23 protein-coding genes are annotated in these 21561 nt (G+C 55.4%); 1 reads left to right on the top strand and 22 read right to left on the bottom strand.

Annotated features, from left to right (window positions below):
- Entirely contained in the window at positions 1-1368 is a 1368-nt protein-coding gene (locus IM265_RS20370) for an efflux transporter outer membrane subunit (protein WP_047063020.1), read from the bottom strand.
- A gap of 129 nt (positions 1369-1497) precedes the next feature.
- Between IM265_RS20370 and IM265_RS20365 the strand changes: the two genes are divergently transcribed.
- Complete coding sequence (locus tag IM265_RS20365) at positions 1498-2148, top strand: TetR/AcrR family transcriptional regulator (RefSeq protein WP_052768068.1); 651 nt, start codon at positions 1498-1500, stop codon at positions 2146-2148.
- A gap of 371 nt (positions 2149-2519) precedes the next feature.
- On the opposite strand, the gene IM265_RS20360 is transcribed toward IM265_RS20365, so the two are convergent.
- The 21 genes from IM265_RS20360 to IM265_RS20260 all read right to left on the bottom strand — a co-directional run bounded on the left by IM265_RS20360 (position 2520) and on the right by IM265_RS20260 (position 21556).
- Positions 2520-3449: an NADP-dependent oxidoreductase gene (locus tag IM265_RS20360; RefSeq protein WP_047063021.1), complete on the bottom strand. Its 930-nt coding sequence runs from the start codon at positions 3447-3449 to the stop codon at positions 2520-2522.
- 25 nt (positions 3450-3474) lie between these two features.
- On the bottom strand, positions 3475-4824 hold the full coding sequence (locus IM265_RS20355) for an alpha/beta fold hydrolase (RefSeq protein WP_223812791.1): 1350 nt from the start codon (positions 4822-4824) through the stop codon (positions 3475-3477).
- Positions 4769-5638 (bottom strand): aldo/keto reductase, encoded by an 870-nt coding sequence (locus IM265_RS20350; protein WP_047063023.1) that lies wholly within the window; start codon positions 5636-5638, stop codon positions 4769-4771. The genes IM265_RS20355 and IM265_RS20350 overlap by 56 nt, the downstream gene beginning before the upstream one ends.
- 54 nt (positions 5639-5692) lie before the next feature.
- Positions 5693-6937, bottom strand: a complete 1245-nt coding sequence (locus IM265_RS20345) for a S9 family peptidase (RefSeq protein ID WP_080346974.1) — start codon at positions 6935-6937, stop codon at positions 5693-5695.
- A 52-nt stretch (positions 6938-6989) separates the two neighbouring features.
- Positions 6990-7664 (bottom strand): TetR/AcrR family transcriptional regulator, encoded by a 675-nt coding sequence (locus tag IM265_RS20340; protein WP_047063024.1) that lies wholly within the window; start codon positions 7662-7664, stop codon positions 6990-6992.
- A 111-nt stretch (positions 7665-7775) separates the two neighbouring features.
- Complete coding sequence (locus IM265_RS20335; protein WP_223812790.1) at positions 7776-8603, bottom strand: biotin-dependent carboxyltransferase family protein; 828 nt, start codon at positions 8601-8603, stop codon at positions 7776-7778.
- A complete protein-coding gene (locus tag IM265_RS20330; protein WP_047063026.1) occupies positions 8584-9474 on the bottom strand; it encodes an allophanate hydrolase subunit 1 in 891 nt (296 codons plus the stop codon). The genes IM265_RS20335 and IM265_RS20330 overlap by 20 nt, the downstream gene beginning before the upstream one ends.
- Entirely contained in the window at positions 9464-10861 is a 1398-nt protein-coding gene (locus tag IM265_RS20325; RefSeq protein WP_047955834.1) for an acetyl-CoA carboxylase biotin carboxylase subunit, read from the bottom strand. Before IM265_RS20325 ends, IM265_RS20330 begins: the two co-directional genes overlap by 11 nt.
- A 16-nt stretch (positions 10862-10877) precedes the next feature.
- Positions 10878-11129: an acetyl-CoA carboxylase gene (locus IM265_RS20320; protein ID WP_047063028.1), complete on the bottom strand. Its 252-nt coding sequence runs from the start codon at positions 11127-11129 to the stop codon at positions 10878-10880.
- A gap of 29 nt (positions 11130-11158) precedes the next feature.
- Positions 11159-11548: a LamB/YcsF family protein gene (locus tag IM265_RS20315; RefSeq protein WP_370551786.1), complete on the bottom strand. Its 390-nt coding sequence runs from the start codon at positions 11546-11548 to the stop codon at positions 11159-11161.
- A 105-nt stretch (positions 11549-11653) separates the two neighbouring features.
- Entirely contained in the window at positions 11654-12400 is a 747-nt protein-coding gene (mobC, locus tag IM265_RS20310) for a MobC family replication-relaxation protein (RefSeq protein WP_047955825.1), read from the bottom strand.
- A gap of 9 nt (positions 12401-12409) precedes the next feature.
- Positions 12410-14269, bottom strand: coding sequence for a type IV secretory system conjugative DNA transfer family protein (locus IM265_RS20305; RefSeq protein ID WP_047955824.1), 1860 nt, complete (start codon positions 14267-14269; stop codon positions 12410-12412).
- A gap of 699 nt (positions 14270-14968) precedes the next feature.
- Positions 14969-15271: a TrbM/KikA/MpfK family conjugal transfer protein gene (locus IM265_RS20300; protein ID WP_047955823.1), complete on the bottom strand. Its 303-nt coding sequence runs from the start codon at positions 15269-15271 to the stop codon at positions 14969-14971.
- Positions 15272-15331: 60 nt separating this feature from the next.
- The gene (gene virB11 / locus IM265_RS20295) at positions 15332-16351 is read right to left on the bottom strand and encodes a P-type DNA transfer ATPase VirB11 (RefSeq protein ID WP_047955822.1); all 1020 of its coding nucleotides are present in this window, start codon (positions 16349-16351) and stop codon (positions 15332-15334) included.
- Positions 16341-17648 carry a VirB10/TraB/TrbI family type IV secretion system protein gene (gene virB10, locus IM265_RS20290; RefSeq protein WP_047955821.1) on the bottom strand — a complete coding sequence of 436 codons (1308 nt, stop codon included), beginning with the start codon at positions 17646-17648 and terminating at the stop codon, positions 16341-16343. Before virB10 ends, virB11 begins: the two co-directional genes overlap by 11 nt.
- Positions 17645-18535, bottom strand: a complete 891-nt coding sequence (virB9, locus tag IM265_RS20285; RefSeq protein WP_185939365.1) for a P-type conjugative transfer protein VirB9 — start codon at positions 18533-18535, stop codon at positions 17645-17647. The genes virB10 and virB9 overlap by 4 nt, the downstream gene beginning before the upstream one ends.
- Entirely contained in the window at positions 18532-19215 is a 684-nt protein-coding gene (locus tag IM265_RS20280; protein WP_047955819.1) for a virB8 family protein, read from the bottom strand. The genes virB9 and IM265_RS20280 overlap by 4 nt, the downstream gene beginning before the upstream one ends.
- Entirely contained in the window at positions 19208-19348 is a 141-nt protein-coding gene (locus IM265_RS20275) for a hypothetical protein (RefSeq protein WP_047955818.1), read from the bottom strand. Before IM265_RS20275 ends, IM265_RS20280 begins: the two co-directional genes overlap by 8 nt.
- Positions 19349-19437: 89 nt before the next feature.
- Positions 19438-20469: a type IV secretion system protein gene (locus IM265_RS20270; RefSeq protein WP_047955817.1), complete on the bottom strand. Its 1032-nt coding sequence runs from the start codon at positions 20467-20469 to the stop codon at positions 19438-19440.
- Positions 20470-20540: 71 nt separating this feature from the next.
- Positions 20541-20816: an EexN family lipoprotein gene (locus tag IM265_RS20265; protein ID WP_047955816.1), complete on the bottom strand. Its 276-nt coding sequence runs from the start codon at positions 20814-20816 to the stop codon at positions 20541-20543.
- Positions 20817-20827: 11 nt separating this feature from the next.
- Positions 20828-21556 carry a type IV secretion system protein gene (locus IM265_RS20260; protein ID WP_047955815.1) on the bottom strand — a complete coding sequence of 243 codons (729 nt, stop codon included), beginning with the start codon at positions 21554-21556 and terminating at the stop codon, positions 20828-20830.
- Between the last annotated feature and the right edge of the window lie 5 nt (positions 21557-21561).

Raw genomic sequence — 21561 nt, 5'->3', positions numbered from 1 at the left:
TTATGCGCGATAGCCGCCACCGAGCGCACGGATGAGGGCGATCTTGAGGACAAGGGCGCGGCTTTTCAGAGACGCGACCGTGCGGCGGGTGCTGATGAGGGCGTCTTCGGCAGCCAGCACATCAAGATAGGTCGCAAGGCCGCCGCGATAACGATTGCTGGCAACGAACCATGCGGCACTGGCAGAGCGCTCTGCTTCCTGTGCGTGTTCAAGCCGCAGGTCCAGCGCGCGTGTGCTTGTGGCTGCATCAGCCACATCTCGCAGCGCCTGCGTTAATGCGCCGTCATATTGGGCGACGGCCACCCGGTAATCGGCTTCGGCGGCACGGTACTGTCCGCGCAAACGCGCGCCGTCGAAGATCGGCAAGCTGATGGCCGGGCCGACTGTTCCAAAATCGGACCCTGACTCAAACACATTTCCGATGCCGAGAGCCTGCAGGCCAATCAGACCTGTCAGATTGACGTTTGGATAGAAGGCCGCCCTGGCTTCCTTGATCTGGCTCGCAGCAGCTTCTGCCCGGAGCCGTGCGGCAATGATGTCAGGGCGTCGTCCGATTAATTCGGCCGGTAGATTGGCTGGCAGGCCGAAGCTGCCAGTAATGGTCGCGCCCGGACGCGCTATAGTCAGTCCGCGATCAGGGCCAGCCCCAATCAGTGCTGCAATCCGGTGACGAGTGAGGGAGAGGGATTCATTCTGTTCAGCCAGATCGCCCTGAGCTGTGGCGAGTGCTGAACGGGCGCGCTCAACCGCACCTTTATTTTCCAGCCCTTGCTTATTACGACCCTCTATCAGTTCCAGTGTGCGCTTACGCACTTTAATAGCATGTTCGGCGGCATCATGTTCGGCGTAATCTCCGGCCAGATCTCCGTAGGCGCTGGCGATGCCTGCTGACACAGCCAGACGAGTGGCCGCAGCTTCGGCACCTGTTGCTTCGGCTTGTGAACGCGCTGCTGCTAATGCCGCCCGGTTGCGGCCCCAGAAGTCGAGCTCCCAGGTAAGATTGAGGGTTGTCTGACCATAATCACGCCAGCCCTCGGGCAGCCCACTTGCCGGGGAAAGATAGTTGTAGCTTTGCTTGGTCGATCCGACCTCACCATTTGCTGTGATGGCGGGAAGCAACCTGCTCCGGGTCTCCTGAACCAGTGCTTCGGCACGGGCAAAACGTGCTGAAGCCACGCGCAAATCGGTCGCTCCCTTCAACCCCTCGGTGATCAGTGCATTGAGCTGGGCGTCGCCAAATTCTTCCCACCAGCGATCCGAGGGCCAGGCCCTCCCGGGTGCGGAAAAGCTTGTAGCACTCGCGAAGCTTTCTGGTCCTGCAGGCACCACGTCATTTTTTTGTGGCAGGGGAGCACAGCTGCTTAGCATGAGCACAACCACAAAGGCGGTGACACCTCCCGACGCCGTGGTCCGCCATTGGAAATTTGATGACCCCATAACATGCCCTACATAACCATACTGTACGGTCATTTTAGATATATGTTCTTGCAGGTGTCAATGCAAAATCGTACAGTGCTGTATGAAAAAGTGAGGTTTCGAATGAGAGTAAAGACAGACGATCGGCGTAAGGCGATCCTTGATGTGGCAATCGAGGTATTTCGCGATGTCGGTTATGCGCGCGCCAGCATGGCGATGATCTCAGCGCGGATCGGAGGATCGAAAGGCACCCTGTATGGCTACTTCAAATCCAAGGAAGCGTTATTCGCTGCTGCCATGATGGCAGTGATGGAAGAACAAGCAGATGAGATTATGGGACTGCTTGATCTGTCCGAGCCGGATGTTTCACTGGCACTTCGGCGTTTTGGTGAGGCCCTGCTTGCTTTGCTGACTTCTGCAGATACGCTTGCCATCATGCGAGCTGCCATTGCCGAAGGCGCAAGTTCTACGCTGGGAGCCACGCTCTACGAGATGGGGGCCGGGCGGGCGTGGGAACATATGACAAACTATATTGCCCGTCAGCAGGAGAATGGTGTGATTCGTCCGGTAGACGCCCGCGTTGCCGCGGCGCATCTAAAGGGTTTGCTCGAAATCGGATTTATTGAACCGTTGTTATTTGGTGCTCAACCCTGGTTTACGCCAAAGGAAGCTGTAGCAACAGCGGTCGATGCGTTCCTTCGGGCTTATGTCAGCAACGGCGGGGGACAGTAACTATTGTTCTCGGTCTGACCTTCTCATCGCAAAGTCCAAATCCAGAGCGATGGAGCACAGGTCACCACCGGCAACATGCTGCCCGGCTCCTTCGTCACGGCAAAGCAGGAGGCACTGATACCTGTGTCGCTGTAAAACCCGTATTCTCGTGCACCACTGGCGATCCGTGTACCTTGCCGCCCGGGCTAGGCTGGAGTCGTTTCGTTGCTTCAGTCCATGCGATATTGCTGTGGCATAGCTATACATGAACAATCTTGTTTAACCAGAGTCGCCATGTCCCGTCATGATCGCCACTGAGTTTCAGTTGATATCATGTTCGGCAATGGCCGTTTTCTGCCATTGCCGGGTTCCTGAGACAGGTCCGTCGCTGATTACATGATCAGCACAATCCGCCCGGCAGGCCGCCGGCCGAGTTCTGCGTTCCTGATGACAGTCAGCGCGTCGGTGAACGGCGCTTCCAGTCCAATGGATACATGGATTTTGCCTTCACAGGCCAGTCGGGCTATCTCCCGCAGGTTCCTGAATCCCCCTGTTGCGAACACCATCCGGTAGCGCCCTGAAATAAAGCCGCGCAGCATTCTGCCAGGTGTCGGATTAATGTCGATGAAGCGTCCCCCGGACTTCAGCATCGCCAGACCCTCGGCGACGTCGAGCGTGCCGAGCGTGTCGAACACCGCGTCGTACGGGCCATAAGCGGCGAAGGACGTTTTGTCCGGGTAGGTAAAGGCCGGGCGGACACCGGCCAGCTCCACGCTTGCCAGCGAGGCTTCGCCGCAGGCGCCGGAAACCTGTGCTCCACAGGCCTGAGCCAGTTGCACAGCACTGCTGCCGACCGCGCCGCTGCAGCCGTGAATGAATATCCGCGACTCGCTGCCAGCACGCGCTGCGCCCACAATGGCCGCCCAGGCGGTGGCGAATGGAATGGGTAAGCACGCAGCTTCACTGAATGACAGCGCGGCGGGCTTGGGGGCAACCAGCCTCGCGTCAGCATCGACGACCTCGGCAAACGCACCCTGCCTTTTGATTTCTACCGTGCCGAACACCTCATCGCCAACCCGGACGTCTGTCACGGCGGTGCCAACCTCGTCGACAATGCCTGCAAAGTCAGAGCCCATGCCCTGGGGAAACCGGTTGCCAGTAACGAACTTCATGACGCCACGGCGAATCTTCCAGTCGAGCGGGTTGATTGCTGCGGCCTTTACGCGCACGCGGACTCGCCGGGGTTCAAGGGCTGGCAGCGAATATTCTGCAAGCGACATTTCTTCGGGGCCGCCGTAGCGGCTGAACTGGACTCTCTTCATGGATGCCTCGTAATGACAATGGGATTTAGAACGTCACCGCGTCGCGCGGCGGAGTATTGATGTCGATGTCTTTGACGCTGGCAGCCGCCGGCCTTTCGGCAGAGGCATCAGCTGTCTGCGACCTGCCCAGAACGGTCGCCATAACCGAGTTCTGCCAGTTGAAATAGGGATTGAAAGTCAGCCGCGCGTGGACTTTTCCCTGCTCACGGTGGCCCCAGTCCGAATACCAGACCGGTACGCCTTGCTCGCAGGCCTGCGTGTCTTTTGCACTAAAGCCATTCAGGCAGATACGAATAATTCCGCCTTCGCCATACACGGGGTTGGCCGGGGCAAATGTCAGGCTCATGTGCGAAAACTGACTGATGCGCCATGCGGGGAGCCTGTCGGGACGAACTAGAACGCGTTGCATATCCACCAGACTGTCCGGTGCCTTGCCGTACCAGATCAGGCGGCTGTCCGGGTGTGTGAAGCGCCGCTGGAAAACGTCGAGCAGATAACCAGTATCCAGCACCGAGTCATGCCCGGCGACCGCCATGAATACCGGCCTGTCATAGGCCCGCTCTCGCAATAGCCGGCGCGCGTTGGCGCTGGTCCGGTAGAATTGTGCGAAACCGTTGGCCGGTACATTGAAGTATTTGACGGCATTCTGCATCGGAACGTTGCCGTCCGGTGTGATGAGCCAGGGCCTGATACGGGCTGCCAGTGGCGCAAGCCAGTCGAATGGCATGCTCTTGAACCCTGGCGAAAACAGCACCAGCCCTGCGATTTCTGGATGGGAGTAAGCGTAGTCGAGAGCCAGATTGGCGCCCGTGGAGAAGCCCCCCAGGTAGACTGGTCCTTCGACATCCTTCTGCAGTGCGTTGGCCTGTTCCCACACGACCTGCTGCCATTGCTCTGCTGTGGTTTGCAACAGATCCTCGGGGCGGGTTCCGTGTCCGGGGAGAAGCACCGTTCGCACGAGAAACCCTTGCATTGCCAGCGGCTGGCCAAGGTCCCGGAATGACCACGGCGAGTCGCCCAGGCCATGCACGAGCAGGATCCCTTTGCGGGGATAACTTCCTTTCTCCGACGACGCGGGTCGCCACTCCTGAGGTGTATTCCACGTCAGTTCGGCATCGTGGTCGGCAAGCTGAAAATGGCGACCAGCCTGTATATGTTGGATTGTTTCGCGTCGATAGTCCTCGAAGCTCACTGCTGCAGCGGGCGGGGCGCTCAGTTTTACGCTGGCGCAGCCGGTCAATATGCCCGCTGTAACAAGGGTCGCTGCGATCAGTATAAAACGGTGCCTCGGGTGGCCCGGTATCGTGCGGCAAACCGCTTCACGCGAGTTCGGCATGATCTTCTTCAGTGAGCCGGATGCCGCCAGCGGCGACATTCTCTTCAAGATGCCTGACCGACCCTGTGCCAGGGATTGCCAGCATGGCCGGTGAGGACGCCAGTAACCAGGCCAGCGCGGCCTGAACAGGCGTGGCACCGTGCCGCTTTGCCACTCGGGTAAGCCGCCCGTCGTCGATCTCGCCCACACCTCCGCCAAGCGGGAAAAACGGGCAGAAGGCGATGCCGGATTCTTCGCAGGTCTGCAACAGGCTCCGATCCTCGCGCCGGGCGAAGTGAAAGTTGTTCTGCACGGCCACGACCGGAGCGATGGCGCGGGCCTCATTGAAATGCCCGATATCGACATTGCTGATGCCGAGGTGGCGAATCAGGCCTTCTTCGCGAAGTGCGGCCAACGCCCCGAAGCGCTCTGCAAGCGACTCGCCGTGCGGTACCGTCATCTCACCGATGCGCAGGTACACCAGGTCGAGGCGGTTCACGCCGAGGCTTGCCAGGTTCTCCTCGACAAGCTTACGCATGTCTCCGCCCGTGGCGGGCCGGTGGCTGCCATCCGGGTTGAATACAACACCGACCTTGGTTGCAATCACCAAATTTGAAGGATAGGGATGCAGCGCTTCACGAATGAGCGCATTGGCTCGTACTACACCATCGGAGCTTTGGTAGAAATCGGCCGTGTCGATCAGGTTGACGCCAAGTTCAACCACGCGGCGCAGCACCGCGCGGCCGGTCTCCGGATCGCGAGCCGGACCGCGGAAACCATTGCAAGGCAGGCGCATGGCGCCAAAGCCGAGCCGGTTGATCGACAGATCCCCGCCGAGACGGAATTCAGGGGAGGGGGTAGCGGATGAGTCCATGTCATGCTCCTGGGAAAATTTGAGAAGACCACAAGGTTCAGCGAGACGCGCGATTTACCCGCGCCCAAGCCGGTCTGCAATCCGGTCGAAGATGAATTCGGTGGCCGTGGCATAGCCTCCTATCTGGCAGTGCGACTGCGCCGTCGAAGACTCATCGAACAACAGATACTCCTTGGGGCAATTCAAGGCGTCGAAGAACGGCCTGGCACCGTGGAAGACCTCGCCGGTTCCATCCAGCACCAGCGTTTCACAGGTCACCTGGTCCAGGATGGCTGAGTTGTCATAGGGCTGGAGGGCCTGCACTACATCTTTGATCGAGTTGGGCACGCCATGCTTCCAGGCGTAATCACTCACCAGATTCCGTAACTGATCAGGAAGCTCGGCCAGCGGCCGGTCGGCGAAACGCTCCAGCTGCGCGATGATTTGACGTCCCCAACTGATGTTGCCCGGATCAGTGATGCAGAGCTTGATACGTTTGTCGAACGCAGCCACGCGAGGCACCAGATAGCCACCGAAGCTCAGGCCCATCAGCGCGATATTGGAGGCGTCTATCTCCGTAAACTTCTCCAGCGCGAAGTCAATCAGCGGGCTGACAACCTTCTCCCAGTCGGGGCGGAAGGTCAGGTTGTTCAGACGCAGCGCGAACCCCTGGCCAGGGCCATCGTAGGTCAGGCAGTGAATGCCCCGCTGAAGCGCACCTTCGCAAACCCACCGGGTGTCCTCGGCCCAGGTATCCCGGCCCGGTGTGACGATGAGTAGCGGGGCTTTCTCGTCAGCATGAGGTGATCTGTAGAAATAGCCGGGAAGGAAGCTGCCTTCGTAGGGGATTTCGATGCGTTCGGCGGGATAGCCGGACAGAGAGATGTGCCGCTCGTAGCACGATGCGCTGGCGACTGCGTACTCCTTCATACGCTTGTCCCCGAAGTCGCTGAAATAAAGCAACGCGCAGCGCCAGTACGTCGAAGCGCGAAGGTAGGCACTGGCCGCGGTGACAGACCTGTTATTTCTGTCCGCATCTTCGGCCCTGTCTTGCAGCCGGGTCGCCAGCGCGGCCCAGGCACTGACCCAGGTCTCTTCGTCGCTGCCCCTGAGCTGGTGCACCACGTCCATGACCTCGCCGAAGTCGGTCATGCCATAGGGCATCAGGCCCAGGATGTGCTTGATCAGCGCATCGAGCAGCACGTTGTCGTTAAAGAAACTCGGTTGTGCCCAGTGTTTTTTTTCCGGGCTGGCAACTTTTACATTGGCCGCATTCGTATTAGCCTGCTCTTTTCCGGACTGACTACTTTGAGTATTCATACATTTCTACCTCCATTCTTCTTGCTGGTTGCTACGTGGTTAAAAAAATGTTTCATTTCTTACTGTCTTCGTCCGTTTGCCCACCCGCTGCGCCATGAAGAAAAATTTGTACAGCATGACCAACGATTTCCTCGATTTCAGCATCAGTCAATGTTGGTGATCGAAGTCCAGACGCAGCCTGAAGCTTGGTGTTAGCGGCCACCAGACTGACAAAATGTTCCGCCAGCGCTTTGGCGGGGACGTCGCGGCCTAATCCTTTTCCCGGCTGCTGTTGAGCGGCAATCCAGACTGAAAGAATTTGGATGGCTTTACCGTAGCTGACGTCCCACATAGCTCTGGCAACGTCCGGAAAGCGCCGGCCTTCATTGACCAGAAGTCGATGCAACGCAAGGGTGCGTGAAGACAGGGCAGATCTCAGTAGTTGCCGGCCAAGAACTGGCAGCACCTCGCCTGGCTCTCCGTCCGCGATGTTCAGTTGCTCCAGCGGCCTGGCAACCTCGGTACAGAGGTCGATCATTGCATGCCTGAAAAGACCTTCTTTTCCTCCAAAGTGGCTGTAAATGGTGCTTCGTGATCCACCAACACGCGCAATCAAGTCATCAACAGCGACTGCATCAAAGCCCCGTTCAAGGAACAACTCGGCGGCGGCCTCAGTCAGGTCACGGACACGTTGGGCTCCTCTGGCAGTTCTGTGCTTAGGAGCGGAGGTTCTTTCGTCAGCTACCATTTTATTCTTCCGGTCTGGATAGATATTTGTACTGTACTATACAGTACAAATAGCAGCAGTTCAAATGGCAAAGCGCAAGATTTTGGAAGGAGTAAGAGCGCAATCAGACTGTCAGGCAGTGAATGCAATGCCCACCGCATCGCGCAGCAGGACAATTGGCTCAAGCCCACCCGGTGCCTGAACGGAACCAATGGGGTAGCAGGCATCGACAATATTGGAGGGATCAGAGCCTGCGCCAAACGGTGGCGTCCGTGGGTTAAACGCCAGCGGCTGCCCGCCTTTCAGACGGTAGCCCGTGCGGTCGGCTTCGGTACTGACATACCAGTCGTCGGCAAAGAAGGTATCGACCGCGGCATCCGTCAGTCGGTGGATATAGAGGCCCGGTACCAGTCGCAGAGTGACGGATTTCTCCAGCACCGGCAGTAATGCCTCAGGAACAGTGTTCCCCTCGCGGCGGAAGCGATCTGCGTTTACTGGATGCACGTTCAACACATCATCCGCTGCCAGTCGCCGCCCCTGAAAGCCCCCCAGCGCCCCCAGCGTATAGGTCGAGCCGCTTCCCAGGACGCGCGGCACATCAAGGCCGCCAGCAATCGCCAGATAGCCACGGCATCCCTGGCGGGCCGGGGCAAAGCGCAGATGTTGCCCGGCGTGGATATACAGCGCGCTGTGCGCAGCAGCAGGTTGATTGTCAACGATCGGCGTCATCGCCGCGCCGCACACCGCGATCAGCGCATCGGTGGAAAAATGTAACTCCGGGCCGAGCAGCGTCATCTCCAGCACCGCATCATCGGCTGCGTTACCCACCAGCAGGTTCGCCATCTGCATTGAATACGGATCCAATGCGCCGGAGGGGGGAATGCCCAGGTGGTAATAGCCTTCACGCCCTGCATCCTGTACCGTGGTGGCAAGGCCAGGCTTAATCACATTGATGGTCATACAACCCCCTTTTCAATAACTGAGGATAGCCCTGCGGATCGGCGACAAAGTCTGCAAGCACAAATGTCACATCGCGAATGCGCGGGGAAAATATGCCTTTTTTCACCTGTTCGCTGATGTCGTCATAAGTCTGATGATCGATGGCGCGGAACTGCACAATGTCGCCCGCTTTGAAGAACACCATTTCGCTTTGCAGATACGGCAGACGTTGCGCCGGATCATAGATCGGCATTGGCGTGATACCAAACAGCTGATAACCGCCAGCGCCACGCACCGAGTAGATACAGCCGAAGCAGCCGCCATGACCGAGGGATAACCCGGGCGTATCGGTACGCGGGCGCAGGTATTTCGGTACCTGGAGCTGTTTGTCATGCCCGACCATCTGGTACATAAACGGCAATCCGGCGACAAAACCCACCATCGACACGAACCACGGCGTACCGCTGTGCGCGGCAATAAAGTCGTCTTTATCCGCATAACCGTTGATGTGTGCGGCATAGTCGAGGTCGCTGCCTTCCGGTGCCTGATGGCGATCGCGAAAACGCATTAACGTCTCGTGTGTCCACGGATCGTTGTACAGCACCGGCACCTCAATAATGCGTGTCGCCAGCGTTGCGTCGGCTTCGCTATCGGCTTCCAGCGCCTGCAACTTGTCGAGCAGCGTTTGCGGTGCCAGCACGTCCGGGTTAAAGCGTACCTGGAAAGAGGCGTTCGCCAGGCAAATATCCAGCACACCGGGGAGCTGGCATGCCTCCAGTGCCCGTGTCAGTGTCAGGCCGTGGAAAAAAGCATTTAACGACATTGACTGGTCAATTTCGGCAAAAAGATGCTCATCTCCGCCAAACGAGTAGCGAATCGGATTATTGGCCATAGCGCCTCTCCTGTAGCGGCGGCGTGGCTGCACTGTCGCGCTCCGCCAGCCACTGCTCAAGGGTGGTGGTGGTAAATTCTCCCGCCTGCAATTGCGGGTGTTGCAGCAGCCATTGATGCAGCGGGGCGGTGGTTTTGATGCCACGTAGTTCAAGCCCGCCGAGTGCCTGGCGGGCGCGGGCCAGCGCGTCGGCGCGATCGGGGCCCCAGGCAATTACCTTCGCCAGCAAGGAGTCATACCACGGGGGAACGCTGTAACCGCTGAAGACATGGCTGTCGACACGGATCCCTTCGCCACCCGGCCACACCACTGCGTCTATCCGGCCAGGGCAAGGGAAGAAGTTCTTGTCGGGGTCTTCGGCGTTAATGCGCATTTCGCAAGCGCTGCCGCTCAGGTGCACATCCGACTGCGCCAACGTTAGCGGTTCACCGTTGGCAATGCGTAACATCCACTGCACCAGATCGATGCCCGTTACCATCTCGGTTACCGGGTGTTCCACCTGGATACGGGTATTCATTTCAATGAACCAGAACTCGCCGCGCGTTTCATCAAACAGGTATTCCAGCGTGCCTGCCCCGCGGTAGCGTAGGTGCCGCGCCAGTTGCACTGCGCTGTCGCAGAGCGCGGCCCGCTGGGCAGGACTCAGGGCAGGCGAGGGCGCTTCCTCAAAGATTTTCTGCCGACGGCGCTGTAACGAGCACTCGCGGTCGAACAGGTGGATCACCCGCTCGCCATCGCCGAGGATCTGCACTTCAACATGACGGGCGCGGGCGATAAAACGCTCGAGATAGACTGCGCTTGAGCCAAAAGCGGCTTTCGATTCGCTCTGGGCAACGGGGAATTCCCGCGCCAGTGCCTCATCATTTTCTACCACGCGGATACCACGACCACCGCCACCGGCTGCGGCTTTAATCAGGCAGGGATAACCGATCTGGCTGGCGCGAACTTGCGCTGCCTGTACCGTTTCCAGCACCCGGGAGCCGGGAACGACCGGCACACCGGCTTCTGCTGCTGTGCGGCGGGCTGCGGCTTTATCGCCCATCACGCGAATGGTTTGCGCGTCGGGGCCGACGAAAATATACCCGGCCTGTTCAACCCGCTCGGCGAACTGGGCATTTTCCGACAGAAAACCGTAGCCAGGGTGGATCGCATTTGCACCGGTTTGCGCGGCGGCATCCAGTAAGGCATTAATGTTGAGATAACTGCGCGCGGCAGGTGCCGGGCCGATAATGCACACCTCATCGGCCAGTTTTGCCGCAAGGCTTTCGCTGTCCGCCTCGCTGCATGCCGCCACCGTTGGGATCCCCAGTGTTTGCGCAGCACGAATAATACGCACCGCTATTTCCCCACGGTTAGCGACCAATAATTTTTTTATTTTCCCCGTCATAAATCCTCCGCAGTGATTATTCGTTATCGGTTTTTATTATGGCGATCACCTGTCCGGGTTCGACGGCATCACCATTTTGTATGGTGATGGCGCTTATTATGCCGCGAGTCTCGGCGAATATTTCACTGAACTGCTTCATCACTTCAATTAAACCAATAATGGTATCGGGTTCGACTTTATCGCCATCCTTAACAAAAGGTGCAGCCTCCGGTGAGGGTTGCCGGTAAAAAATACCTGGCAATGGCGAAAAAATTTCAATATCAGACATCGTATTTCTCTCCAGATAAGCGGGAATGATTAAACCATACCCGGTGAGCAGACGTTTATACCTGCATTAATGAGCGCCATTTTTACCGAGCTGATAATTTCCAGTGCGCCGGGCGTATCACTGTGGATACAAATAGAATCGAAACGAATCGGGATGGTATTGCCGGTAACGGTTTTGACTTTCCCCTCCAGACAGGCCATTAACACTTTCTCGGTGATCGCCTGCACATTAAGACGTCCGGTACTGCGGGTGAAGACAATAAGCCCTTGATCGTCATACTCTCTGTCGGCGTAAAACTCGGTGACTACCGGATGCTCCAGCCGCTGCGCTGCCTGCCAGACGGCGGAGCCCGCCATGCAGTAAAGATAGAGGCCGGCGTCGAGTTGATGCAGGGCGCAGACTGAGGCGGAACGCAGCACAGCGAGTACCGGACAGTCTGCGCCTCGCAGTGGAATAAAAAAAATTCCGGCCTGGCGGTATCGCCGCCAGGCCGGTGAGGCCATCACGATGACCTGAATAAAAGCTTACGTATAGCTGCCTAATGAAAGGTGTTTCAGTTCATCAAAGGTATAAATGCGAAACACCCGACGGTGGCGTTCTTCCAGCGGGACGTGCTGATGGTTGATGATGACGTGTCTGATGCTGTCAAACAGCAGTTCAAGTGCCCGTTTTTTCTGTGGGTCAGGCATGACATAAAAAACATAAATCCAGTTCTTGCGGGTACGGGCCAGCAGGTGACTGGCAATTATCGACTGATAACGGGCCCGGGTTTTCAGGCGGCGCTCGGTTTCAATGGCAATAACTTTTCCGTCAGGCAGGGTCAGTAACCCATCTGGGCGATGTTTTACCTGATACTTGCTGATAAAAGTGGTCCGGTCGCCGTTAATCCATCCCGAAGCACCTTTTTTCTCCAGAATAAGTCTGGCGGCCTGATTATCAAGATGATGCTCCAGCGTCCAGCCGGTAATTCTGGACGGTTCAAACCTCGCGGGAAAGATTTTATCATCCGGAGTTAACACCACCGCCAGCCCGTCGCTGGTGATCCCCCATAATGAAATCTTCATTGTCCGTGATTCAAGCACATGCTTCTGGATTAACCCCATTTGCTCAGTTTTTGCCAACAGCGAATAAAGCGATTTATGATCCCGGAAACCAAATAGCAGCATCAGCGTTTTGAAATCGCTGTAGGTTTCTTCTTTCAGGAAGTTCAGCAGTTGTTTTATTTTTTCTCTGTTGCGTGTCTGGCGCTCTTGATATGTAGAAATCAGCATAACCGCTCCTTAAAAATCCAGCGGGGACAGGTGTTCTCCTTCATCAGGTTGGGGCTCTGCCGGTTTGACTTCGCTTTCGTTGAAGAAAAGATCCGGGTGCGTTGTCATCACATCCTGTATGGATGGTTTATCATCCTCGTCAAAATCCAGTGCGATTTTCACCGGTGCCGCCGATGCGGCAATATCAGGGGAAACCGAGAAGATTTTTAGCTGACTCTTTCTGATCTTTATCGGTGAAATCAGTGAGGCAGAAGGTAGCGTTTTTGTCGTAAAGATAAAGCTGACAAAATCGTGCAGGTTCAGGATCATGTTACTGTCAATAAAGTAACGTTCGGCCTGGCGGATTGTGCGCTCACTGTCGATGGTCTCTGTCAGCATATTATCCGTTTTAGCCTTACGGAGTTCATCATCCACCAGAATAGTGCCTGACATTCTTGCCACCCATTCCGCCGTATCCGGGTCCATGACGCGATAAACCAGTTTGAATTTGGCATTTTCAACGACCGCACCGACAACGGCATCACCTTTCAAATCTGCCGGGCAGTCTTTTAAATCGGCAATGGACTGGTGGTCCATAATAATATGCACGCCTTTATCCCGCGCCGCACCTAAACCTTCCAGCGCTGGCCGGGATAAATGATATTTCAGTTCGGAAAGATAAATAGCTATGGAGCGGGGAACGTTTGTTACACGGTCGCGCCTTTCTGCTAACTGGTACAGGCGAACCAGTAACATGCGCTGGGTTGTAATAATTTTGCTGTTTCGCATGGAGCCGATAACATAGCAACAGCCGCCTTCATCAAACATTTGTTGAAGTGAAAAACCTTCCGGTGAATTAATGGCATTTAATAATGCCAGCTCTTCAATCTTACCGAAAAATGCTTTGATTTTTTCGGCAATGCTCTGAACGTAGTCACCGTTATAAACATCACGGAGAGTTGCCGATGGGTTATCACTGACAAATTGCGCGGCCATACGTGCGGCTTTTCGGTCATCAATGCGATAAAAATCCGATTCCTGCCCTTTTTCCGCCAGGCTGAAACCGGCAACAAACAATTCTTCCAGTTCATCGGGCGTGATATCTTCAATCAGATTTAACTGGTATTGCTGTTTTCGCAGGTCGATTAAGGCAAAGGGTTTGCCTGCATCCTCGCAGGCTTTGCGGTAAAGATGCGGTGCCCATTCATCATCCTTGGGGTCCATAACAAACACACCTTCACCGGCCAGAATGCTTTGATAAAGCAATATACCAGCAGCAACCCCTTTACCGGCTCCTGTGGTGCCGATAATATCCGCGTGTTGTTTCTGCCAGTCCTTTAACGGGAGATACAACGGCTCCTTCTCGCTGTCCATACCAGTAAAAATACCTTTATTCAGGTCGATATAATCCAGCGGGTTATAATGCAGTGTTTCCGGCAGCAGGGATTTTACGGTGCGGACATCGGTGCGCAATTCCCGTTCAAGGGTGGTTTTTTTAACAAGGCGTTTCTTTATTCTGTCCAGTTCAGGCGTGAATACCCGGCGAAGCATAATATGAAAAATAATCCCGGTCACAGTGAAAGTGATCCGTACTGCCCACGCCAGTACCGTATTATCACTGGTGAGTCTGATTTTATACAGCCACTGAAAGGATCCGATAACTATCGGGGCCATTGTGCCAGATATAAAACACAACAGCGAAAAAGCAATAATCAGCTTTTTCCATAACGGGGCCTTCTGCCGTTCATCGCTTTTCATCGACGTAAAAAACGGCATCGTCAGCCCCGCTAATAACGCCAGTATCAGTTGTTGCTGTTGCACAAAAGCGAGCAGTGCCAGCATCCCGTTCACTATCGGCGACAGTGAAGCGGTAAGCTTATTTAAAATCATCGTGCCTCCTTCGTCAGCGATTCGCCCCATGACATCGCCCCATCAGTTCGCCCCACGGTGTCGGGCGAAAAGGCGGGGCGAACGTATGGGGTAAAGAAGGTGGTCGCTGTGCGGCCATGTGCAGGAAAGCATGCTTCCCTGCACGAAACGGCGTGCGCCAGTACATGCGGGCTGGACGCCCTTATTGCCTGTCACATGGGGGCAATGTCGTGGCTGGACGCCGCGCCAAAACCCCCAGGGTCAAAGGCAGCACACCGTCGCCCGCTACGCGCGACCACCCCCTTTAAGACGGTCGCTTTCGCCTTTTTCTTCCCTTTACTCGTTCCTCGTAGCGGGAATAAAAGGGAAGCTGACCTTTAAAGAGGGTGGTCGCGCCACGCTACCGGCTTTTGGCCGGAGACTTAGCTGCGACGGTGTGCGGGGCGATGCCCCCCAAATAAACCGCTGTCGTGGGCGACAGCTTTTCGCTCGCTGGGGCGGCGAAATTTATCCGGCTCCCCCCAGCCTGCAAAATCCGCGTGGGCGCGGCTGTTTGCAGGTGAGGCGCGGTGCCTGAATTATTTTCGCTCCTTAACCCGCGAAAATATTTCTGTCCGCTGCCTCATTTTTACGGCCCCTGTTTCTTCGCTCCTTAATCCGCGAAAAACAGAAGCCGTAAAAACCTGAAAACCGTCACGCTCTGTGCCCGTCTCGCCAGTATTAACCACGAACGCGGCCATATTTACTGATGACCTGACTGATAGCCGCCGGGTCTGCCGAATCACATTCAAGTAAAAACGATTTTCTGGCATCGGCCGTATGGTCAGGAAGAAAACCGTGTTTATTCTCTTTCACGATATTAAAGAATGCCCGTTCAGCGGAATGACATTCACTGCTGCCACTGTTTCCCGTTGTTTTACCGTACATGCATAAAACCACTTCGCAGGCATCAGCGGCCATTGCGGATGTTGAACATGACGCCATAACGCCGAGAAATAATAAGGAGAGTATGACTTTCTTCATTTCAGTTACCGGTATGATTAATGAAAGGTTGCGTATTTAGGGTAATGTTATTTGCCAGAGTTATTGTCTGAATGCCTCTTTCATGCTGTTTAAATGAACTGGCTTAAAGTAAATATCACTCATCCGGCGCACATCGCCGTGTATGTCAATACTGACGATGACATCAATGCTTTTAAGTACCTTGCGTAACAGCACATCAAAAGGAATATTCCGGCAGTCGGGGTTTTCATAGCAGCGGTCAATGATCCCTTCAATACATTCTTCCGGGCTGCCCGCGTGCATGGAGGTGATTAGTCCTTCATGTCCCGAGCCGACAATTTTCAGCGCGTCCCACGCTTCACGCCCACGAATTTCCGCCAGTAATATCCGGTCAGGGTTCATCCGATAATTAGCACGAATCAGCCTGCCAGGCGTGACAATAGCGTTATCCCCGGCATCCGCCGGGTAAAAAAGATGAACATAATTGGCATGGTGATAAAAACGGATTTCAGGATTATCCTCAATGGTGGTTAGCCGGAGATGCAACGGAATATAATGCAGTAGCGTTTTCATATAGGTGGTTTTACCGGAGCCGGTTTCACCCACAATAAAAATCGTTTTGCCATATTCCACCGCTTTTTCCATAAAGCGGGGAATATTCCCGCTGTTATATAACTGAATCAGTGCATCATCCTGACTTTCCGTTTTCTCCTGACCGGCCACACGCTGATAAAATCCCGCATCAATCCATGACTGATGTGTTTTCTGCTCAAACGAGGGCTTGCGCAGCGTAATGGATACCGTATTACGCTCACAGGCCGGAGGAATAATCGCCTGAATACGTTCGCCGGATCTTAATGTTGCAGAAAGGATGGGTGATGTATCGTCAATATTATCGTCATGCCAGGATGCCAGCGCCCTGGCAAAGGCATGACACTGACGCAGCGTGATCGGGGATGCCTGTTTTTGCCAATTCCCCCGGATTTTCGTATACAGTTCGCCCGGCCGGTTAACGGCAATTTCTGTCAGGCCATCCTGCGCAAGAAAATCACCAAAGAGCCGGTTTTTCATAAAGTCCAGTGACAGGTTTTCAGCGTTCATACCATTTCTTTTTTAGTCGAAGTTGATAAACAGAGGAAAAATCAATATCCGTGCCGGTCATGATGCCGAGCACATCACCCTGGTTCAGGTACATGGTGGGCGGGATACTGATGCTGTTTTCCAGCGTCGTTTTTGCCATTTCAGCCGTGGCGGCACGGGTGTTTTCGGTATAGTCGGTATTGCGGTCTTTACCCGGCGCGGCATCTGATGCCGCTGCCGCCACGTCCTGCACGGTACTCAGCATCAGGGCGTTGCCGAAACGCTCCCAGAAATGGCTGTCGATCCAGCCTGCGATCCCCGCCTCACCAAGCGGGCCGGTAGCCTGCGTATCGGTGAGCGGGATTTGCAGGCTGCCGGGCTCCGGTGTGCGCAGCTCCGTCCACAGCACAAACATCCGGCTGCGTCCGTGATGCAGTGCCCCGGTGCGGTAGAAACCACGGGCAACTGTTCCCGCTGGGATCAGCCTTACATGGTTGCTGGCGCTCCAGACATCCTCATTGATAAGGCAGGAGATATGGCCGCCAACATCCGACACGAAGCGCCGCATCATCGAACAGGGAATATATCGATCCACCGGGATATAGAGATCAGGATCGAGGCCCAGCCGCCTGACACCGGTGACGCTGGCGAGGCCCGGATCGTCGCTGTTACTGCTGGCTGCCGATGTGACCCCATCCGGGCAGTGCAGGCGGCCATCCTTCCCCCTGACCAGTACCAACTGACAAGATGTGTACGCCGTGGATGATGCCGGACTGCCCGACGTTCCCGTGCCGCTGTGCGGTTCGCTACGGGACGTGCGGGTATTGCCGCCAGCTGTTGTACTGCCGTTGTTCAGCCCATCGGCCAGTGCTGCCGCCTTGTTCAGGGCGGGTGGTTCCGGCGGTAATAAGGGAGGAGCAGTGTCGCTCTGACTGGCAGGGCCTGCGCTTTCCTGCCTCCCTGGCCCGAACAGGCCAAACGGGTTACTGTCCATGCCCAGATTCTTACGCTCCTGCTGCACCGCCCCGGAGGAGGGCGGCGGCGCGGTGTCAGATTTTTTCTCATCATCCCTTTTCAGGGCGCTGAGAAGACGATCGCCACCGGATGCCAGCGCGATGACCAGGACCAGACTCAGCAGGCTGACGATCAGCGTGCGGCGACCGGACGCCTTACGGAAACGGGTCACTTCCGGCTGGCCGGGCGGCGTTTTCTGCTCCGGCTCCTGATATGTCATTGCCGCGCGGGCGCGTTCACGGGCTTCCGCTTCCCGTTCTGCGGTGGTTTTTTCCGGTTCGTCCGGGAAAGATTTGTCGGTCATTTTGCCTCCAGCGTAACGGACGGCGAAACGGTGTCACTGTTGGTCAGCGGGAAACGCCCGAATCCGTCGTTTTCGATCCCCACCACCGAGGTGCCGTAACGCAGTACCAGCTGCGGCGATGCCGGAACCACCATCACGGTGTAGTTGCCCTGTTGAACTGTCTGCGGCGTGACCGCCTGCTCCTGACCATTAACCACCCGGAAGACAGAAGGCAGGGTTTTCGTGGGGGAAAAACCGATATACGCAAAACGGCCGTCATCCCAGGTAAAGTCCGGGGCGATGAAGGCTGAGCCTGCTGCCACCCGTTTTGTATAGCGCCAGTTGCGCGGAGTGGTAGCCTTCCCGAATGCCGCCGCTATCCGCTTGCGGTCCAGTGTTTCCTGCTGTCGTTGCTGACGGGGGGCGCTGGCGGCGGCTGACTTTTCCCTCTGCTCATCGGGATAGCGGTAGCGGATAACAAATGCCTGAGCGGGCGAGTCTTTATCCAGGACGTTCAGCTCCAGGCTGTAATCGCGCTTCGATGTCACCACGAACAGATTGGTTTTCCAGTCTTTTGCTGTCGGCAGAAATACCTGGCTGACGGTGTTGCCGCTGGCATCCGTGACCGGCTGGGTAATCGGGTTCGGACTGACGCCCACCCGGTTGTCGCTTTTCGTCACGGTCCAGCCTCTGGGAAAACCCGCCTGCGCATCGATAACGGTTTCATCGTCATCAAACACCAGCATGGTAACGTAGCCGGGGCGGGTACTGACGACCGTGGCGTTCTGGCTGTTGTATGTGACGTTCTGCATCCGGCTGTCATACGCGCTGCCGCGCGGTGTCGCTGCGCTCCATGCCACGCATGACGCCAGTAAGCCAGAGAGGAGCAGGGTATGTCTAAGCATCATTCCCCCCTCAGCTCTTTATCGCGCTGGTAGCTGGTGACGATAAAGCCCAGCGGGTTCACTTCGCGCTGGCTGTCGGTCAGTTGCCGGTGCGGGACGTAGCGGTATGTGAGACGGATATTCCAGACATCCGTTTTCACGGAATTATCAGCAATACGGCGGATAGTGCGTTTGATACGCAGGGTTGCCAGATTATCCGGCCTAGTGGCAGGCGCATGCACATTGGAAATAATGTCGATATAAACGACATATTCCGCCTTGTTAAAAATAACGTCCGGTGCCTGGTCGCCGTTAAACCCGTACAGATAGTCCCGGTTTACGCTGTCGCTGTTGAATAACTGTACGTCGTCATAATCACGCTGGAGGGAGAAATAATTATATCCCTCGCGGAGTTTGACATAGTGTGCTGCCAGTGAATGCGCCAGTGCCTTTTCAGACGAAATATCCCGTTCCTTCACGCGGGTCATATATTCATAGCGCCCGGTCTGTTTATCCACTGACCATAATTCAGTGTCGGTGGTTTTCAGCGGCAGCAGAATAATAATGGCCGTAATCGCCATTGCGGCCAGAATCAGTCCGGCAGTGGCCACCCGCCAGGCGGTTCTTCGGGAACGCTCTTCCTTTTCCAGCAGGATGGATTCAAAAGAGCGGGAAACATTAACAATGTTCTGAATATCAGACATGGTTAGTCAGCTCCTGAATGATGGCGGGGGAATTCACCGGCTCGAGTTCGCCGGATACCGGCGGGAGGTCGCCCTGATGCCGTGCGCAGCCCGTGAGCGCGCACAGCATCAGAAGGAAGATGCTGAATTTCATGGAAGCCCCTTATCGTATGGATGCAGGAATGCCGCACCGGTGGCGCAGGCCACGGCGTGACGGGGAAAGGAAATTAAGAGACGGGAGGATTAACGGTGACGTTGCCGGTTCAGGCGTTTCATACTTTCGATGGCGGCGGCGCGTTTCTGCCAGGCGCTCACGGTTTTACCCGCGCCTGCGCCAGTGAGTGTGCCGGTCGCCGCTGCGACGGCCATACCGCCTTTCGCAGCCAGGCGGGCACCACCCTTTATCCCCGGCCCGGCAAGGTCGGCGGATTTGTTCGCCAGTCCGGTCAGACCACTCATGGCCGCCCCCTGTAACACCGCCTGTACAGCGGCTCCGCTGAGGGCGCTGGCGAGCTTCGCCGAGAACCAGACCACCACACCGGCTGCAATCCCGGCCAGCAGGCACTGTGCCGCCAGCGTCACCATGTTGCTGACATTGGATGTCCGGGTCGCTGCATCAAGGATTTTATTCAGGTAATTGATGGCGATACGGATGGATAAGGCGGAAAACATGATCGTTAATATTGCCGCGAAAATCGTTTTCAGCCAGTTATCAAACATCGGCTTAAGAAAACCGTACAGCAGGCAGAAAATAAAGAGCGGCGCGGTGGTCGTCATTAACAGGATGACAATTTCAGCGAGCAGGTTGACAAAGGTGGCAGCCAGTAACAGAACGATCGCGCCGCCCCATACCAGCACTTCGGCAAAGCCACCATTCAGTTTGACGTAAGTCGAGGTGTCCATACTGAACAGTGTCTGCCCCAGTGTCTGTGCCTTTTCCCAGACGGTATCAAGCAGCGCCCAGACGTTATCATTGCCGCTGACACCGTCTTTGAGTCCCTGGATAGCCGCTACCGCCATATCCAGCCAGCCATCCCGGTTTAACGCAAAGGTGGTGATCAGCAACATTCGCCCCACATCCCAGACGACATCTTCAACCGGGGCCCGGAGTTTGCCAGCCAGCGTCTGATAACCGCGATACAGTATAAATAAGGTAAAAGAGCTGACGATGATGACACTGATCATCGTACCGTAACTGGAAGACTGACCTTCCAGTACGGCATTAAGTCCATCCATGATGTTTTTGTCCATACCCACAAAAATACCACCGGACATGGTGCCTCACCTGATATATAAAGAAAGGAAATAGAAAACAGGGAGAATTCCCTGTTTTGCTGGAGGAGATATTACTGTGTGACGGATTTTCTCTTTTCGGCTTCCTGCTGAAAGATTATCTCAAATTTTTCTTTTATTCTGGGCTTGCCAATTTGAGCGAACATAATGGCAGCCCGTTGAGCAAACTCGCAGTTATCGCTTGCCTCGCCATCCTTCAGGCATTGCGTATAAACCGCATAAGTTTCGTCAGGATGTTGCTTATACCAGGCTTCGGATTTGGTTTCCTTGCAGCCGGACAGTAATATCACGCCTGAGAGTGTGCATAAGGTGAATAAGGATCTGAGCACGGATAACCTCCTTATAAATTATTAAGGTCAGCAACAGGTGCCGTTAGCTGCTGCTGTTCAAAGGCTTTCTGTCTTTGCTGTTCCAGCAATGTCGTTCGCTGTTGAGCCTGTCTGACAGACATCTCCCACTGATTCGTCAGCGCATTTAACTGTACGCTTTTCGCCGCGATGGCGTTAGCCAGATCCTGAGACTCTTTCGAGTCCTGCGCATTCGATATACGGTCAGATAAGTCTGATATATCGCTGAGTGTGCTGTTGATCCTGTTTTCAACGTCAGTGGTATTCTCGATCGCCATTGCCTGATTGAGGATTATCTGTTTGCAACTGTCGGCCAGGGCCTGATATTTTATTCCTTCCTGTTCCTCGCTGCATACGCTGAACGATTTGTATTTACTGTAAAGGTGTTGCAGTTCAGAAGAATATGAACTGTTCTGCGTGGTCAGCAGATCATCCAGTGAAATACCGTTCTTACGGAGATTATCAATATCGGTTTTCAGGCTTCGGGCATCACTGAGAAAACTCTGAATATCCCGCACGCCGGTTGCGGTAGCCAGTTGCTTCTTATATGCATCAAGTTCACTTTTATAATGGGTAACTGTATTCTCCCATTGCTGTAATTTCTGCATCCACTGGTTAATGGATTCGGTATTCTGCACGGCGTCGAAAACCGGTATTCCGGCGCTGAAAGCCTGCGTCGAGAAAAATAACGATAATGCCAGAAGGTGATCCCGGGTACGCATTAATA

The sequence above is a fragment of the Enterobacter cloacae complex sp. P17RS genome (genome assembly GCF_014895885.1).
In the GTDB taxonomy this organism is placed as follows: Bacteria; Pseudomonadota; Gammaproteobacteria; order Enterobacterales; family Enterobacteriaceae; genus Enterobacter; species Enterobacter bugandensis.
The sequence above is the reverse complement of the archived record's forward strand: the minus strand, read 5'-3'. Positions and strand labels throughout refer to the sequence as shown.

What these genes read in the sequence shown, in the direction of transcription:
- IM265_RS20370 (WP_047063020.1), bottom strand. Translation starts at nt 1,368, where the DNA reads ATGCTAAGCAGCTGTGCTCCCCTGCCACAAAAAAATGACGTGGTGCCT.
- IM265_RS20365 (WP_052768068.1), top strand. Translation starts at nt 1,498, where the DNA reads ATGCAAAATCGTACAGTGCTGTATGAAAAAGTGAGGTTTCGAATGAGA.
- IM265_RS20360 (WP_047063021.1), bottom strand. Translation starts at nt 3,449, where the DNA reads ATGAAGAGAGTCCAGTTCAGCCGCTACGGCGGCCCCGAAGAAATGTCG.
- IM265_RS20355 (WP_223812791.1), bottom strand. Translation starts at nt 4,824, where the DNA reads ATGTCGCCGCTGGCGGCATCCGGCTCACTGAAGAAGATCATGCCGAAC.
- IM265_RS20350 (WP_047063023.1), bottom strand. Translation starts at nt 5,638, where the DNA reads ATGGACTCATCCGCTACCCCCTCCCCTGAATTCCGTCTCGGCGGGGAT.
- IM265_RS20345 (WP_080346974.1), bottom strand. Translation starts at nt 6,937, where the DNA reads ATGAATACTCAAAGTAGTCAGTCCGGAAAAGAGCAGGCTAATACGAAT.
- IM265_RS20340 (WP_047063024.1), bottom strand. Translation starts at nt 7,664, where the DNA reads ATGGTAGCTGACGAAAGAACCTCCGCTCCTAAGCACAGAACTGCCAGA.
- IM265_RS20335 (WP_223812790.1), bottom strand. Translation starts at nt 8,603, where the DNA reads ATGACCATCAATGTGATTAAGCCTGGCCTTGCCACCACGGTACAGGAT.
- IM265_RS20330 (WP_047063026.1), bottom strand. Translation starts at nt 9,474, where the DNA reads ATGGCCAATAATCCGATTCGCTACTCGTTTGGCGGAGATGAGCATCTT.
- IM265_RS20325 (WP_047955834.1), bottom strand. Translation starts at nt 10,861, where the DNA reads ATGACGGGGAAAATAAAAAAATTATTGGTCGCTAACCGTGGGGAAATA.
- IM265_RS20320 (WP_047063028.1), bottom strand. Translation starts at nt 11,129, where the DNA reads ATGTCTGATATTGAAATTTTTTCGCCATTGCCAGGTATTTTTTACCGG.
- mobC (WP_047955825.1), bottom strand. Translation starts at nt 12,400, where the DNA reads ATGCTGATTTCTACATATCAAGAGCGCCAGACACGCAACAGAGAAAAA.
- IM265_RS20305 (WP_047955824.1), bottom strand. Translation starts at nt 14,269, where the DNA reads ATGATTTTAAATAAGCTTACCGCTTCACTGTCGCCGATAGTGAACGGG.
- IM265_RS20300 (WP_047955823.1), bottom strand. Translation starts at nt 15,271, where the DNA reads ATGAAGAAAGTCATACTCTCCTTATTATTTCTCGGCGTTATGGCGTCA.
- virB11 (WP_047955822.1), bottom strand. Translation starts at nt 16,351, where the DNA reads ATGAACGCTGAAAACCTGTCACTGGACTTTATGAAAAACCGGCTCTTT.
- virB10 (WP_047955821.1), bottom strand. Translation starts at nt 17,648, where the DNA reads ATGACCGACAAATCTTTCCCGGACGAACCGGAAAAAACCACCGCAGAA.
- virB9 (WP_185939365.1), bottom strand. Translation starts at nt 18,535, where the DNA reads ATGATGCTTAGACATACCCTGCTCCTCTCTGGCTTACTGGCGTCATGC.
- IM265_RS20280 (WP_047955819.1), bottom strand. Translation starts at nt 19,215, where the DNA reads ATGTCTGATATTCAGAACATTGTTAATGTTTCCCGCTCTTTTGAATCC.
- IM265_RS20275 (WP_047955818.1), bottom strand. Translation starts at nt 19,348, where the DNA reads ATGAAATTCAGCATCTTCCTTCTGATGCTGTGCGCGCTCACGGGCTGC.
- IM265_RS20270 (WP_047955817.1), bottom strand. Translation starts at nt 20,469, where the DNA reads ATGTCCGGTGGTATTTTTGTGGGTATGGACAAAAACATCATGGATGGA.
- IM265_RS20260 (WP_047955815.1), bottom strand. Translation starts at nt 21,556, where the DNA reads ATGCGTACCCGGGATCACCTTCTGGCATTATCGTTATTTTTCTCGACG.